Source organism: Streptomyces sp. 135 (genome assembly GCF_020026305.1).
Taxonomy (GTDB): domain Bacteria; phylum Actinomycetota; class Actinomycetes; order Streptomycetales; family Streptomycetaceae; genus Streptomyces.
Map to the genome: position 1 here is coordinate 7,044,768 of NZ_CP075691.1, position 12,941 is coordinate 7,057,708.

The following is a 12,941-nucleotide window of genomic DNA, read 5'->3' on the forward strand; positions in this document are numbered from 1 at the left end:
ACGCGCGTAGACGGGGAGTTGGCCGGGACCGTACCCATCCCCGCCCACCGGAGGCAAGAGGCGCGTGGGAGCACGCGGTCGCGCGGGACCGGAGGGGCCCCGCGCGACGGCATCGGACCGAAGGGACCCGTCAGCCGATGCGGTACGGGTCGCCGTACACCTTCCACTCCAGCGGCGTGTCCAGGTTGAGGTTCCGCTTCTTCAGGAACACGCGCTGCGCCGTGTCGACGCGGCTCGTGTCCTCGTGGGCCGCCTCCTGCTTCATCGCCCAGACGCGCGCGTCCAGGAAGGCGTTCAGGTACGTCACCTCGTCACCGCCCTGCGCGGGCGTCTTCGCCGAACGCAGCGCGCGCTTGCGGATGTTGCGGAAGCTGGTGGAGTCGCTGCCGTCACCGTGCATGACGATCGCGTCGTAGTAGCAGAACTGGCCGAGGACGCCGATGCCGTCCGCCTTGCCCTGCTTGACCGCCGGGTTGAAGTAGACGCGGTCGCGCTCGTCGTTCTGCGCCTTCTGGAACGCCGGGTCCTCGGCGGCCTTCTCCCAGTCCCTCGTGAAGGTCGGGTCGAGCCCCTCGTGCGAGTCCGTGCCGTCGACCTCGCGCAGCGCGGGCAGGTACTTGGCGAGGACGTTGCCCGGCTTGCGCTGGGTGTAGAGCTCGACGAGGTCCAGCATGTCGCCGGTGCCGGAACAGAAGCCGATGATGCCCGCGGTGTAGCCGCGGCCGTCGTCGATGTCCTCGATGTAGCGGTAGTAGTTCTTCCAGTTGAGGCTGGAGTTCTCGGCGCTGCACACGAGCTTCATGGCGATCTCCTTCTTCGCCGGATCGTCGAGCCCGCCGGCCCGCAGCGGGGCCGCGGTGGCGGAGGTCATCTGCGAGGCGATGACCGGGCCGGCGACGACCGAGGCGCCGATGAAGGCGAGCAGGGTGCGGCGGGAGGTGAGGGGTCGCGGGCGGGTGTGCGAGGAGTGGGGGGTCTGCACGAGGGCCTCCAGGAGGGGGAGTTGGTCGTTCCGCGTACTGTTAGGAAGGTTTCCTACCAGAGTTTTGATGTGGCGTATACCCGTCAAGACGCGATGAGTGCGGTGCCGGTGAATGGCCGGAGATCGCCCTGGCCGCGGAACCTCCTGGTCCGTACGCTCCCCCTCGCTCACGCATCACGGCACTTCTCCTCTTCTCCGGCACCCCCCTCCCTCGCCCTCCTCGCAATGGAACGGAGAACCATGGCTGGTGCACTGCTGCTGTCCGGCGCCGTCGCGGCGCTGTTCGGCTCGACGCTTCCGGCGCACGGCCCGGCGGGGATCCTGGAGCCGCCCCCGGACAAGATCGTGATCGAGGTCGCCACGGTGAACGGCTCGGGCTGCCCCCTCGGGACCGCCGCCGTGGCCGTCTCCGGGGACAACACCGCCTTCACGGTCACCTACAGCGACTACCTCGCCCAAGCGGGCGGCGGCGCGGACCCCACCGCGTTCCGCAAGAACTGCCAGCTCAATCTCGTCGTGCACGTCCCGCAGGGCTTCACCTACGCCATCGCGAGCGTGGACTACCGCGGCTACGCCTCGCTCCAGCCGGGTGCCAAGGGCATCGAGAAGGCCTCGTACTACTTCCAGGGCTCCCCGAGCACGGCCGCGAAGACCCATGAGTTCAAGGGCGCCTACAACGACAACTGGCAGGCCACGGACTCCACGGACTGGGCGCAGCTCGTCTGGGCGCCCTGCGGCGAGCGGCGCAACTTCAACATCAACACCGAGCTGCGCGTCGACGCGGGCACCTCGGACCCCGCGAAGGCCAGCTTCATGACGATGGACTCCACGGACGGCGACATCAGCACCGTCTACCACATGGCGTGGAAGGAGTGCCCGCGGCGCTGAGCCGCGCCCCTGGCGGTGAGGCTCTAGTCTCCTCACTCGTGACTGAACTTTCCTCGAAGCTCTCCCAGAACCCCTCCTCGGGACTCTCCTCGCACCACCGCGCGACAGCTGATGCCTACGACGCCATCGCCGTGGTCTATGCCGACCTCGCCCGCAACGCGCTCGACGGCTTTCCGCTGGACCGCGCGGTGCTCGCCGCGTTCGCCGACACGGTGCGGGCCGCCGGTCCCGGCCCCGTCGCCGAGCTGGGCTGCGGCCCCGGGAGCACGACCGCGCACCTGCGGGGTCTGGGGCTCGACGTGTTCGGCGTCGACCTGTCGCCCGTGATGATCGACCTCGCCCGTGAGGCCTATCCGGACCTGCGGTTCGAGCTCGGTTCCATGGACGGCCTCGACCTGGCCGACGGTGCGCTGCGCGGCATCGTGTCGTGGTACTCGCTCATTCATACGCCGCCGGAGGACGTGCCCGCGTACCTCGCCGAGTTCCGCCGGGTCCTCGTACCCGGCGGAACGCTCCTCCTCGGCTTCTTCGAGTCGGAGGGCGAGCCGGTCACGCCGTTCGACCACAAGGTGACGACGGCCTACCGATGGCCGATCGACGACCTCGCGGGGCTGGCCGGTACGGCGGGCTTCACCGAGGTCGGCCGGATGCTGCGCGAGCCGCAGGAGGGGGAGCGGTTCCGCCGGGGCCACCTGCTGATGACCCGGACGCAGGCCGGCTCCTAGTCCGGCCCTCGTAGCCCGGTCCTCCTGGCTCGGTCCTCACGGCCTAGTCCCCGCGCGTGGCGGCCAGCCGGGCGTGCACCCGCTCCGCGATGTCGTACGTGTCACCGGTCGGCCGCGTCGCCAGACGCCCCGGATCACGGATCCACTGGTCCTCGACGGCGAACCAGTCGATCTTCCGGGGCGTACGGCCCGTCGCGAGCGCGTCCCGCAGCTCCTCGAAGTACCGCTCCCAGCGCAGCCGGTAGAGGCCGCCGACGAGCCCGGCCCACTCGCGGTTGGCGTAGTCGCGCAGCCCTGCGTCCGCGCCGGACCGCGGCCCCCACACCGTCAGCAACGACAGCTGGTCGTACGCGAGGCGGTCCCGTTCGCGTTCGTCGGCCCCCCACGCCCGCGCGTCGGCGACCCAGCGGCCGAGGAGGTGGCGGGAGTCCGTCGCCACGAGCCGGTCGAGCAGGTCCATCAGCTCAAGCCAGACCCGGGTGAGCCGGTCGAAGCGGGCCGCGTCCCCCGCGTCGTACGCCTCCTTGACGCGCGGCAGCAGGACACGGCTGCGGTTGGAGAGGGCCTGCCGGGCGACGTCGAGCAGGTCGCGGCGGTACGCGGAGGAGTGCCGCAGGCCGCGGCGGACCGCGAGGAGTTCGCCGAGCGCGGGTTCGAAGTCGGCGGGCTCGTAGCGCATCTTCCGCGGTGACCAGGATGCCGCCGACTTCGCCGCCAGGTCGGGGCGCGCGCCGAAGAGGCCGTCGGCGCCCTCGGCCCACCGGTCGGCGCGCGTCGTGCCGTAGGCGGTGCGGCGCAGTGTGTCCCACGCGGCGGCGGCGTGCGGGTCGGCGGCGCCGTACCGTGACGTCGACCAGTCGGCGAACCAGGCTTCGAGGTCCAGGTCGCCGGTTCTCCAGGCCAGTTCGGAGAAGAGCTCGAAGGCGGCGGGGTTGTTGTCGGCCGCCTCCGGCATGAGGGAGATGCCGCTGAGCGTGCTGCCCTCCTTGGTGCGCCACTTCTCGTACAGGGCGGCCCAGTCGGGGGTGTTGGCCCCGAGCGTGGTGTGGCCGCCGAAGTTCCAGATGGAGCCGAAGGTGTACGGCGTGGCGCCCCAGTCGGCTTCCCGGTCGGTGATGTTCGGGAAGCGGTCGGAGATGCCGTCGACGACGAGCATGCGCTTCTTGTCGACGGCGTCGGTGAGCGCCTTCGGCGGGTTGCGCTGCCAGCCGAGGATCACCCAGACGGCGCCGGGGTGCGCGGTCCGCAGGGCCTTCTCGACACCCTTGGCCGCGTCGGCCACGGGCACGTCACCCGGCTTTCCGCCCTCGTGGAGCAGGTCCATCTTGTACATCGTGGACGGTCCGGACAGCTCGTCCTGGACGCGGTAGAACGCGGCGGCCACCCGGGCGAAGTGGCCGGTGCGCGGATCCAGCCAGTCGGGGCGCGCGAAGCCCACCCAGTCGCCCTGCGGGACGGTCCGCGCGCCCGGGTTCCTGGCCGCGAAGCCGGGCGGCACGGTCCCGAAGTAGCCCGGCAGGACCGGTGTCATGCCCAGTTCGCGCAGCCGGTCGCAGATGCGGCGTCCGAGGCGGGCGCGGGCGTCGATGAGCTGCCGGGAGACGGGGTGCGGGAACGACGACATGTTCTGCAGGAGCCACCACGGCTGGTGGGCGGGGCCCGGCACCCAGCTCCTCAGCTCCTCGTCTCCGTAGCCGAATTCCTGGAACACCCGGTGGTACACGGCGTCCGCGCCGATGTAGACGAGGACTTCGTTGTAGCCGTGCAGGGCCAGCACGTCGAGCTCGTGCTCCCAGTAGTCCCAGTCGTGGTACGCGCCCGTGTAGCCGTCGTTGGTGTCGTTGAGGACGAAGCGGTGCGGGGCGTTGGCGCGGGCGGTGAGGGGCTCGGCGGGGGCGGGGAGGCGGTCGGGCAGGTCGGTCTGGCTGCCGGCCCAGGTGATGTTGGCGTGCGCGGTGTGCTTCAAGTAGTGCCTGAGGCCGGTGAGTTGGACCGCCGGAGTGGTCCCGGTGACGGTGATGTGACCGTGCCGCCCGTCGACCCGGAAGAAGTCTTCGGCGCCCCGCTCCGGCCGGGCCGTCCGGAAGGTGAGCTGGTCCCAGTGGCGGGGCAGGAGCCGCCGCGCCGCCTCGGAAGCGGCGGCGCGGCGCGAGCCGGCGCGCCGTCCGCGGTGGCGCGGTCCGTAAGGGCGTACCGTGGTGCCGTCCGTGGGGGTGCCGTCCGCCGGGGTGCCGGAGCAGGCGACGGCGGCGACGCCCGCGGTGCCGGCGAGGCCGGTGAGGAACGTACGGCGGGGGAGAAGCATGGGGGCTCCGTCGGTCGAAGGGGGCGCGGGCGGGCGAGGGCGTACCGCAGTGACTCTTCCCCCGCGCGCCCCCGACTCTCACCCCCGCGCCGCCGCCACTCAGCCGAGCAGATCGTGCCGACGCGGCAGCTGCACGCGCGCTGACGGGACAGTCGCACGGCCGGGGGTGTTGATCGACGCCGACAGGGCAGGCGAACGATCACGACAACTGATCGATACCAACCGATACCGACCGGTCCTGAACGAGAAAGTGACTGACTGCACCGTGAGCGCGCCCGAAACACCAGAAGCACCCGCACCGCCCGCTCCGGAAGCCGTCGCCCGCCACCGCGCGCTCTTCCGCGCGATCCACCGCCGCAAGCACCCCCGCCTGCGCCAGTCGGACATCACCGTCACCGAGGAGGCCCAGGTCAAGCGGGCGGTGAAGGCGACCGCCCTGGGCAACGCCATGGAGTGGTACGACTTCGGCGTCTACGCCTATCTCGCCGTGATCATCGGCAAGGAGTTCTTCCCGTCCGGCAACGACACCGCGCAGACCCTCTCCTCCCTCGCGACCTTCGCCGCGGCCTTCCTGGTGCGCCCCATCGGCGGCATGTTCTTCGGCCCGCTCGGCGACCGCGTCGGCCGCAAGAAGATCCTCGCGCTCACCATGATCATGATGTCGACCGCGACCCTCGCGATCGGCCTGATACCGGGCTACGCCTCGATCGGCGTCTGGGCGCCGGTCCTCCTGGTCCTCTGCCGCATGGTGCAGGGCTTCTCCACGGGCGGCGAGTACGGCGGCGCGGCGACCTTCATCGCGGAGTACGCCCCCGACAAGCGCCGCGGCTTCTGGGGCTCCTTCCTGGAGTTCGGCACCCTGATCGGCTACACGGTCGCCGCCGTCCTCGTCACCACCCTGACCGCGCTGCTCAGCGACGACGCCATGCAGTCCTGGGGCTGGCGCGTCCCGTTCCTGGCCGCGGCCCCGCTCGGCCTCATCGGCCTCTACCTGCGGCTGAAGCTCGACGAGTCGCCCGCCTTCCAGAAGATGGAGAAGGGCGAAGGACCCGCCGCCGAACGCCAGAAGAAGTCCTTCAAGGAATCCTTCGTCGGCCAGTGGCGGGCGATGCTGCTCTGCATCGCGCTGGTCGCCGCGTTCAACGTCACCGACTACATGCTGCTCTCGTACATGCCGACGTACCTGACGCAGCTCGGCTTCGGCGAGACCGGCGGCCTGATGTCCATCGTCCTCGTCATGCTGATCCTGATGGCGCTCATCAACTCGGTGGGCCGCCTCTCCGACCGCGTCGGCCGCAAGCCGGTCCTGATGGCGGGCTCGGTCGGCTTCTTCGTCCTGTCACTGCCGGCCTTCCTCCTCATCAAGCAGGGCGGCACGGCGGCGGTCTTCACCGGCCTGCTGATCCTCGGCCTCGCCCTGGTCTGCTACCTGGGCGCCATGTCCTCGTCGCTGCCGGCCCTCTTCCCCACGGACGTGCGCTACGGCTCGCTCTCCATCGGCTTCAACATCTCGGTCTCGCTCTTCGGCGGTACGACACCGCTGGTCGTCGCCGCGCTGATCGGCGCGACCGGCAATGACCTGATGCCCGCGTTCTACACGATGCTCGCGGGCCTGGTCGGCATCGTCGCCGTCGCCGCGATGAAGGAGACGGCCCGCAAGCCGCTGGAGGGCTCCCCGCCGTCGGTGGCGACGGACGAGGAGGCCAGGGAACTGGTCGAGGCCCAGCGTCAGCCGCGGGACGCGTGACGCACGAAGCGGGTCCACGCCTGGGGCTCCAGGGCGAGCTGGGGCCCCGCGGGGTTCTTGGAGTCGCGGACGTGGATGGTGGCGGGGCAGGAGGCGACCTCTATGCAGTCCCCGTCGCCGCCGCTGCTGTAGGTGGACTTGCGCCAGGTGAGGGCGACCTCTACGCAGTCGTCACCGGAGCCGCTGCTGTAGCTGCTCTTGAACCAGGCCAGTGCAGGGGTGCTCATCTCGCTCCTCGCATCCGCTTCAGCAGATTCACAGACTCTTCGAACGAGAGAGCCTGTGCGCGCATCCTGGCATACCGCATCTGGAGGATGCTGACCACATTTGGGTCGGAGAGCAACTGGCCGCTCTCCTGCCCCTCCGCGTAGGCGAACCACCTATGCTCCGGGGTCTCCAGCAGACGCATGGGCCCGTGGAGCCCGGCGTGCTGCTCCCGCACCACCGGCATGATCTGCATCTCGATGTTCCTGCGCTCGGCGAATTCCAGGACCCGGTCGATGAGTTCCATGGTGACGTCATGCCCACCCATGTGCCGCAGGAACAGATGCTCCTCCAGGATGAAGCTGTACGCCGTGTTCGGCCGCTCCGTGAGCAGCCTCTGCCGCTCCATGCGGGCGGCCAACTGCTCCTCGATCTGCTCGTCGCTCAGCGGCGGCAGCTGATTGACGAAGAGCGTCCGCGCGTACGCCGGAGTCTGCAACAGCCCGGGGATCAACCGGCATTCGTACGTGTAGAGGGCCACCGCCTCCTGTTCCAGCAGCGCCCACTGGCGGAACCACGTCGCAAGGCCCGGCTTGCGGGACAGCTGGTTCGCCGCGAGCCGCAGCGTGCCGAACGCGTCGAGCGCGGCCTCGCAGCGGTCGACGAATCCGGGTGGAGGGAAACGCCTTCCCTGTTCGACGGACGACAGGAAGTGCGAGGAGCAGCCGACCTCGGGGGCCAGCTCCTCCTGGGTCTGCCCCGCGCGTTTGCGGAAGCTCTTCAGGACGGCGCCGAAGGTCTTCAGACCGTCCGACGCCTCGGGCTCTTTGCTGCTTGACGACATCATGGGTAACCCCCGGCGCTCGTGCATCCGTCCCCGCCAACGCCTCAATGGTTACGCACCGTTACCCCGAATGTCTACCCTTCGTACTCGTACGCTTACTGAGCGTACGAGTTTGGGGGCTGGTGTATGGCGCCAGGATGGGTCACCGTGGACGCCATGCTCACCCAAGCGCAACCCGCCGCCGCGACGCGGGAATTCACGCAACGCCTCAGCGCCACGCCTCGCGGCGCACGCCTCGCACGCAGGCTGGCCAGGTATCACCTGGACGACTGGGGTATCGCGTACGACAGTGAACTCTCCGACGCCGCGGAGGCGATCGTGGCCGAACTGGCGGCGAACGCGGCTACGCACGGCCGTGTGCCGGGCCGTGACTTCGAGGTCCGCCTGGCACTCGGCGCGGACACGCTCCGTATCGAGGTGACCGACACGAGAACGGAACTCATGCCCCCGCAGACGCTGGAACCCCCGGACGCCGACGGGGAGTCGGGCCGGGGGCTCGTGATCGTGGCGGCGCTGGCCGACCAGTGGGGCGTGCTGGCACGGCAGGTCGGCAAGACGGTCTGGGCTCACCTGCCCTTGCCGACGGCGGGCCGGTAGCGCGACCGCGCGGGTCAGCCGGGCAGGTCGCCGGTGTAGCGGTAGATGTTGCCCGCGGAGTTGACGCCCCAGACGGTGCCGTCGGCGCCCGCGCCGATGTCGGTGAGGGCGCCGGAGATCTGCTGCCAGGGGGCGGCGTCGTTGTTCGTGTAGGTGTAGATGTTGCCGCCCGCGTTGACGCCCCACACGGATGTGCGGGAGCCCGAGGCGATCGCCTTCAGGCCGCCGCTGATCTGCTTCCAGTGGCCGGCGTCGTGGTCGCCGGTGTAGCGGTAGATGTTGCCCGCGGAGTTGACGCCCCAGACGGTGCCGTCGGCGCCCGCGCCGATGTCGGTGAGGGTGCCGGGGATCTGCTGCCAGGGGCTGGCGTCGTTGTTGGTGTAGCGGTAGATGTTTCCTGCGGAGTTGACTCCCCACACGTTCGTCCGTGAGCCCACCGCGATCCGCGTCAGGCCGCCGCTGATCTGCTTCCAGTGGGCGGTGTCGTGGTCGCCGGTGTAGCGGTAGATGTTGCCCGCGGAGTTGACGCCCCAGACGGTGCCGTCGGCGCCCGCGCCGATGTCGGTGAGGGCGCCGGGGATCTGCTGCCAGGGGCTGGCGTCGTTGTTGGTGTAGCGGTAGATGTTTCCTGCGGAGTTGACTCCCCACACGTTCGTCCGTGAACCCGCCGCGATCCGCGTCAGGCCACCGCTGATCTGCTTCCAGTCGGCCATGTCTCCGGCTCCATCCGCTCGGGAATGCTGCATCCGCATGCTCTCCTGGCGGAACGATTCACTTGTCGGATGAATATGCTGAGCACATGACGTGATTGTCCGGAAGATGACGTTTGCCGGGGGTGGACGCAGTACCGGACCGGGGCCCCATCGCGTCGCGGCGCGTCAAGGTGGCGCGATCAGGTGTCGCCTGAGTGGGTTACGCGCCGGGCGCACTGTTGACGCATGTCCCGTGCGCCCGGCAGGGTCAGGGGCGCCGCGCGGGTGGCGCGGTCACGGCTTGCGGGCCACCGCGCCGTACGCGTCGACCGCCGTCTGGTCCTCCGTCTCGGGGCGCCAGCGCGTGACCTGTGCGACGCCCGGCTCCACCAGTTCGAGGCCCTCGAAGAAGGCGGCGATCTCGTCGACGGCGCGTACGTGGTACGGGATCGCGCCGCTCTTGTTGTACTCGTTCGACGCCGCGATCATGCCCTCGCTGGTGGCCGTGGAGTCGCTGATCACCAGGTAACTGCCGGACGGCAGACCGGCCATGAGGCGGGAGACCAGGTCGCGCGCCTCCTTGTGGTCGGCGACGTGGCCGAGGGTGTTCAGGATGATCAGCGCCACCGGCTGCGTGAGGTCGAGCGTCTTCGCGGCCTCCCGCAGGATCACCTCGGGCTCGTAGAGGTTCGCGTCGATGTACGCCGTCTCGCCCTCGGGGGTGCTGGTCAGCAGGGCCCGGGCGTGGGCGAGTACGAGGGGGTCGTTGTCGACGTAGACGATGCGGGAGTCCGGGGCCGCGCGCTGGGCGACCTCATGCGTGTTGTCCGCCGTGGGCAGGCCCGTGCCGATGTCCAGGAACTGCCGCACGCCCCGCTCCGTGGCCAGGTGGCGCACCGCGCGGCCGAGGAAGAGGCGGCTGGTGCGGGCCACGTCGACCAGGCCGGGGAAGATCTCCTTGATGTGGTCGCCGAGTTCGCGGTCCTTCTCGTAGTTGTCCTTGCCGCCCACGAAGTAGTTCCAGAAGCGTGCGGAGTGCGGCTTGCTGGTGTCGATGCGCGCACGGACGTCGGCGGCGGAGCCGAGCTGGGGGTCGTTGTCTGACACGAGAGCCTCCTGGGAACCTACGTCAGGTAGTTCGACGATCAAGCATCAATCTAGACGGTGTCCCGTCCGGGTCAGTTGCCTGCCCCACCCCGGTCGCCGAAACCCAACTCACCGGCGGTCGGCGGTCACCAGACCTCTTCCACCCACTCCGGGTGGTCGATGAACGGGTTCCTGTTGTGCTGGAACTTGTCGAATATGACCTGGTTGCGGTTCTTCTCGAACGCGTCCGGCGGGTCCTCGGCACTCCACTGCTTCAGCACCGCCAGGCGGCCGATGGCGGGCGCGCTGCCGTTGTCCACCCTGTCGTTGGGCTCCAGGTCGGGGAAGCCGTCCTCGCCGTCGTAGCGCACGGCCATGTAGAGGATCATGCGGGCCACATCGCCCTTGACCGCGTCGCGCGGCTCGAACGAGTCGCCGTCGGTGAGGTTGCCCGGGGCGCCGGCGACGGCGCCGCCGCCGTTGTCGAAGTCCTTGTTGCCACGGATGCTGTTGACCGTGACGTCCTCGGGGCGCAGGTGGTGGATGTCGGTGCCGGGCCCGGTCGCCGTACCGAAGCCGCCGTGGGACTTGGCCCAGACGTGCTCGCGGTTCCAGTCGCCCTGGTCACCGCCGCTGCTGCTCTTGCTCCGGGAGGTGCCGGTGTAGAGCAGGATCACGTTCGAGCTGTTGGCCGGGTCCTGGTCGGTGGTCTTCAGGGCGTCCCAGACCTGGCTGTAGGAGAGCCTGGTCTGCTTGCTGACGATCGTGTGCAGCGCGGACTTCAGCGCGGGGCCGGTCTTGCCGAGCGCGTCCTTGTAGTACGTGTCGTCGTAGGCGCCGACGGCCGCGGTCGCCGGGGCCGGTGCGGGGGTGGCCGTGGCCGTGGCGGGCACGGTGATGCCGACGAGCACGGCGGCGGTCAGGGCCAGGGGTTTCCAGCGGCGTACGCGCGGGACGGGCATGTGGGGTGTGTCCTTTCCCGGGGGCTCGCGTGCCGCGCGTCCACCCAAGGGGCGCGGGGTCTACGCGAGTTGACTGCTCGGTCACCGGGAGAGTCGCACGGATGTGCGTACATGGGTGTGAACGTCGTGGGTCGGTCGGGTAACGATGTCATGTACGCGGCAGTGGGCGGTGTCGAGGGCAGGCTGGACGCCCTTGTCGGCCATGAGGACGAGAATCAGCTCGCTCGCCATGGCCCACCGGGAGCCGTGTTCTGGCGGTGCCCGGCGCCCCGTTCACACGCGCCCCGTTCACGCGCGCCTCGGGGAGGCCAGGAGATAGCGGGCGCCGCGTGGTCCGGCGTGTTCGCTCACCTGCCAGCCCGCCCGTTCCAGCGCGGCCGCGCAGGCCCGCAGCCCGTCCGGGGACGGCTCGCGGACGGCGACGGCCTCGGGCTGCGGGGTCGCCGACACCTCGTAGCCCTCGTGGCCTGTATCGCCTTCGTGGCCCGGACGGGCGGGGAGGCGGCCCGCCGCCTCCAGGGCCAGGGCCGCCGCCCGCACCAGATGCGTACGCTCCCACGCGCAGGGCCGGTCGCGGGCGCCGTCGGGGTTCGTCATGCGGCGCAGCTCGACCAGGCCCTCCCAGGCGCTGCGGACCTCCCGCACGCGGGCGGGGCCCTCGCTCCCGGTCACGGACGTCTCCGTGCCGGTGCGCGCCGCGAAGACGCCGGAAGCAGCCGCGGGCCCGGCGGCCGGGTCCGCGGCGGGCTCCGGTGTCCGCGCGGCGGCCTCGTCCCGCAGGCGATGGCCCGCGGGCGTCAGGAAGTACGCGTGCGGGGGCCGGGGATGGCGGAAGGCCAGGCGCGCCCGCACCAGGCCCGTCAGCTGGGCCTCGGTACCGGACAGCCGCCCGGTCGCCGGGTCCGCCGCCTCGATGATCCGCCGCTGCGTGGCCGTGGGTGGCTTCACCGCGCACGCACCCCTTTCCGCGTCGGTACCGTCAACTGGTACCGATGGTGCCCTGTGCCACTGACATCACGAGCTCGAGCACCCGCCGGTCCTCGTCGGCGCCCGCCCGCTCGCCGGGAGAACCAGGGTAGATGTCGAGCAGTACGTCCGTGGCGCCCAGCTCGGCGAGGGTCTCCAGGTCGCCGCGGATCTGGTCCACGCTGCCGTGCCCGAGCGGCCGGTCGGACGTGTCGGGCCGCTCCCCGAGCCGGATCTGGAGCCGCGGCGCGAGGTCCGGCACCGGGCGGCCCGCGGCCTCGGCCTCGGCCGCGATGCGGGGGAGCGCGGCAGCGCGTCCCGCGTGGGCATGAACGGGTGCCAGGCCTCGCCGAGCCGGGCCGCGCGGCGCTGCGCCGCCGGGGAGTTGCCGCCGACCCAGACCGGCAGCCCCGGGCGGGTCGCGGGGGCCGGGGCGGTGCGGACATCCTCGTACGAGACATACGTGCCCCGGAAGGACGTCGGGTCCTCGCGCCAGGCGGCGCGGATCGCGGTGAGGTACTCGTCGGTGATCGCGCCGCGCTCCCGGAAGGGGACGCCGAGCACCTCGTACTCGGCGGCGGACCAGCCCACCCCGGCGCCGAGGATGAACCCGGCGGCGTTGAGCCGGTCGATGTTGGCGGCGAGCCGCGCGGTCTGCAAGGGGTGCCGGTAGGGGATCACGGTGATGGTGGTGCCGAGCCGCAGCCCCGGCACGCGCCCCGCGAGGTGCGCGGCGAGCACGAACTGGTCGTAGAACGGCGCCGGATAGACCTCGTGGACGTCCGGGGTCACCGCGATGTGGTCGGAGATCATCGCGAACTCGAAGCCGAGTTCACGGGCGTCGGACGCCTGCCGCACGAGGGAGTCGGGGGTGGTGCCGGAGCCGAAGTTGAGGAGATTCACGCCGTATCGCATGCGCGCAGTCTTGATGATCAAGAGCGCG

General features: G+C 70.7%; 13 protein-coding genes. 4 read left to right on the forward strand and 9 right to left on the reverse strand.

The genetic code is table 11. The annotated features are described in order from the left end of the window. Positions 1 to 130: 130 nt before the first annotated feature. On the reverse strand, positions 131 to 982 hold the full coding sequence (locus KKZ08_RS31640) for a chitosanase (protein ID WP_223777677.1): 852 nt from the start codon (positions 980 to 982) through the stop codon (positions 131 to 133). A gap of 240 nt (positions 983 to 1,222) precedes the next feature. Here KKZ08_RS31640 and KKZ08_RS31645 point away from each other — a divergent pair, with 240 nt between their 5' ends. Together KKZ08_RS31645 and KKZ08_RS31650 are read left to right on the forward strand one after the other, a co-directional pair. Further along, positions 1,223 to 1,870, forward strand: a complete 648-nt coding sequence (locus KKZ08_RS31645) for a DUF4360 domain-containing protein (protein ID WP_223777678.1) — start codon at positions 1,223 to 1,225, stop codon at positions 1,868 to 1,870. Between the two features lie 38 nt (positions 1,871 to 1,908). Further along, positions 1,909 to 2,595 carry a class I SAM-dependent methyltransferase gene (locus KKZ08_RS31650; protein WP_223777679.1) on the forward strand — a complete coding sequence of 229 codons (687 nt, stop codon included), beginning with the start codon at positions 1,909 to 1,911 and terminating at the stop codon, positions 2,593 to 2,595. A 43-nt stretch (positions 2,596 to 2,638) separates the two neighbouring features. Here KKZ08_RS31650 and KKZ08_RS31655 read toward each other — a convergent pair whose 3' ends face one another. Beyond that, positions 2,639 to 4,900 carry an alpha-N-acetylglucosaminidase gene (locus KKZ08_RS31655; protein WP_223777680.1) on the reverse strand — a complete coding sequence of 754 codons (2,262 nt, stop codon included), beginning with the start codon at positions 4,898 to 4,900 and terminating at the stop codon, positions 2,639 to 2,641. A 265-nt stretch (positions 4,901 to 5,165) separates the two neighbouring features. Here KKZ08_RS31655 and proP point away from each other — a divergent pair, with 265 nt between their 5' ends. Further along, positions 5,166 to 6,647 (forward strand): glycine betaine/L-proline transporter ProP, encoded by a 1,482-nt coding sequence (gene proP, locus KKZ08_RS31660; RefSeq protein WP_223777681.1) that lies wholly within the window; start codon positions 5,166 to 5,168, stop codon positions 6,645 to 6,647. Here proP and KKZ08_RS31665 read toward each other — a convergent pair. Together KKZ08_RS31665 and KKZ08_RS31670 are read right to left on the reverse strand one after the other, a co-directional pair. Then, positions 6,629 to 6,874 carry a DUF397 domain-containing protein gene (locus KKZ08_RS31665; protein ID WP_223777682.1) on the reverse strand — a complete coding sequence of 82 codons (246 nt, stop codon included), beginning with the start codon at positions 6,872 to 6,874 and terminating at the stop codon, positions 6,629 to 6,631. The genes proP and KKZ08_RS31665 overlap by 19 nt on opposite strands. After that, entirely contained in the window at positions 6,871 to 7,698 is an 828-nt protein-coding gene (locus tag KKZ08_RS31670) for a helix-turn-helix transcriptional regulator (protein ID WP_223777683.1), read from the reverse strand. The genes KKZ08_RS31665 and KKZ08_RS31670 overlap by 4 nt, the downstream gene beginning before the upstream one ends. A gap of 153 nt (positions 7,699 to 7,851) precedes the next feature. Here KKZ08_RS31670 and KKZ08_RS31675 point away from each other — a divergent pair, with 153 nt between their 5' ends. Then, positions 7,852 to 8,292, forward strand: a complete 441-nt coding sequence (locus KKZ08_RS31675) for an ATP-binding protein (protein WP_223777684.1) — start codon at positions 7,852 to 7,854, stop codon at positions 8,290 to 8,292. A gap of 14 nt (positions 8,293 to 8,306) precedes the next feature. On the opposite strand, the gene KKZ08_RS31680 is transcribed toward KKZ08_RS31675, so the two are convergent. The 5 genes from KKZ08_RS31680 to KKZ08_RS31700 form a co-directional block, all read right to left on the reverse strand. Then, the gene (locus KKZ08_RS31680) at positions 8,307 to 9,005 is read right to left on the reverse strand and encodes a tectonin domain-containing protein (protein WP_223777685.1); all 699 of its coding nucleotides are present in this window, start codon (positions 9,003 to 9,005) and stop codon (positions 8,307 to 8,309) included. Between the two features lie 273 nt (positions 9,006 to 9,278). After that, positions 9,279 to 10,091 (reverse strand): SAM-dependent methyltransferase, encoded by an 813-nt coding sequence (locus KKZ08_RS31685; protein WP_223777686.1) that lies wholly within the window; start codon positions 10,089 to 10,091, stop codon positions 9,279 to 9,281. A 125-nt stretch (positions 10,092 to 10,216) separates the two neighbouring features. Beyond that, positions 10,217 to 11,032 carry an endonuclease gene (locus KKZ08_RS31690; protein WP_223777687.1) on the reverse strand — a complete coding sequence of 272 codons (816 nt, stop codon included), beginning with the start codon at positions 11,030 to 11,032 and terminating at the stop codon, positions 10,217 to 10,219. Positions 11,033 to 11,320: 288 nt separating this feature from the next. Continuing rightward, entirely contained in the window at positions 11,321 to 11,980 is a 660-nt protein-coding gene (locus KKZ08_RS31695; RefSeq protein ID WP_223777688.1) for a hypothetical protein, read from the reverse strand. 66 nt (positions 11,981 to 12,046) lie between these two features. Further along, the gene (locus tag KKZ08_RS31700) at positions 12,047 to 12,913 is read right to left on the reverse strand and encodes a TIGR03619 family F420-dependent LLM class oxidoreductase (protein ID WP_223777689.1); all 867 of its coding nucleotides are present in this window, start codon (positions 12,911 to 12,913) and stop codon (positions 12,047 to 12,049) included. Between the last annotated feature and the right edge of the window lie 28 nt (positions 12,914 to 12,941).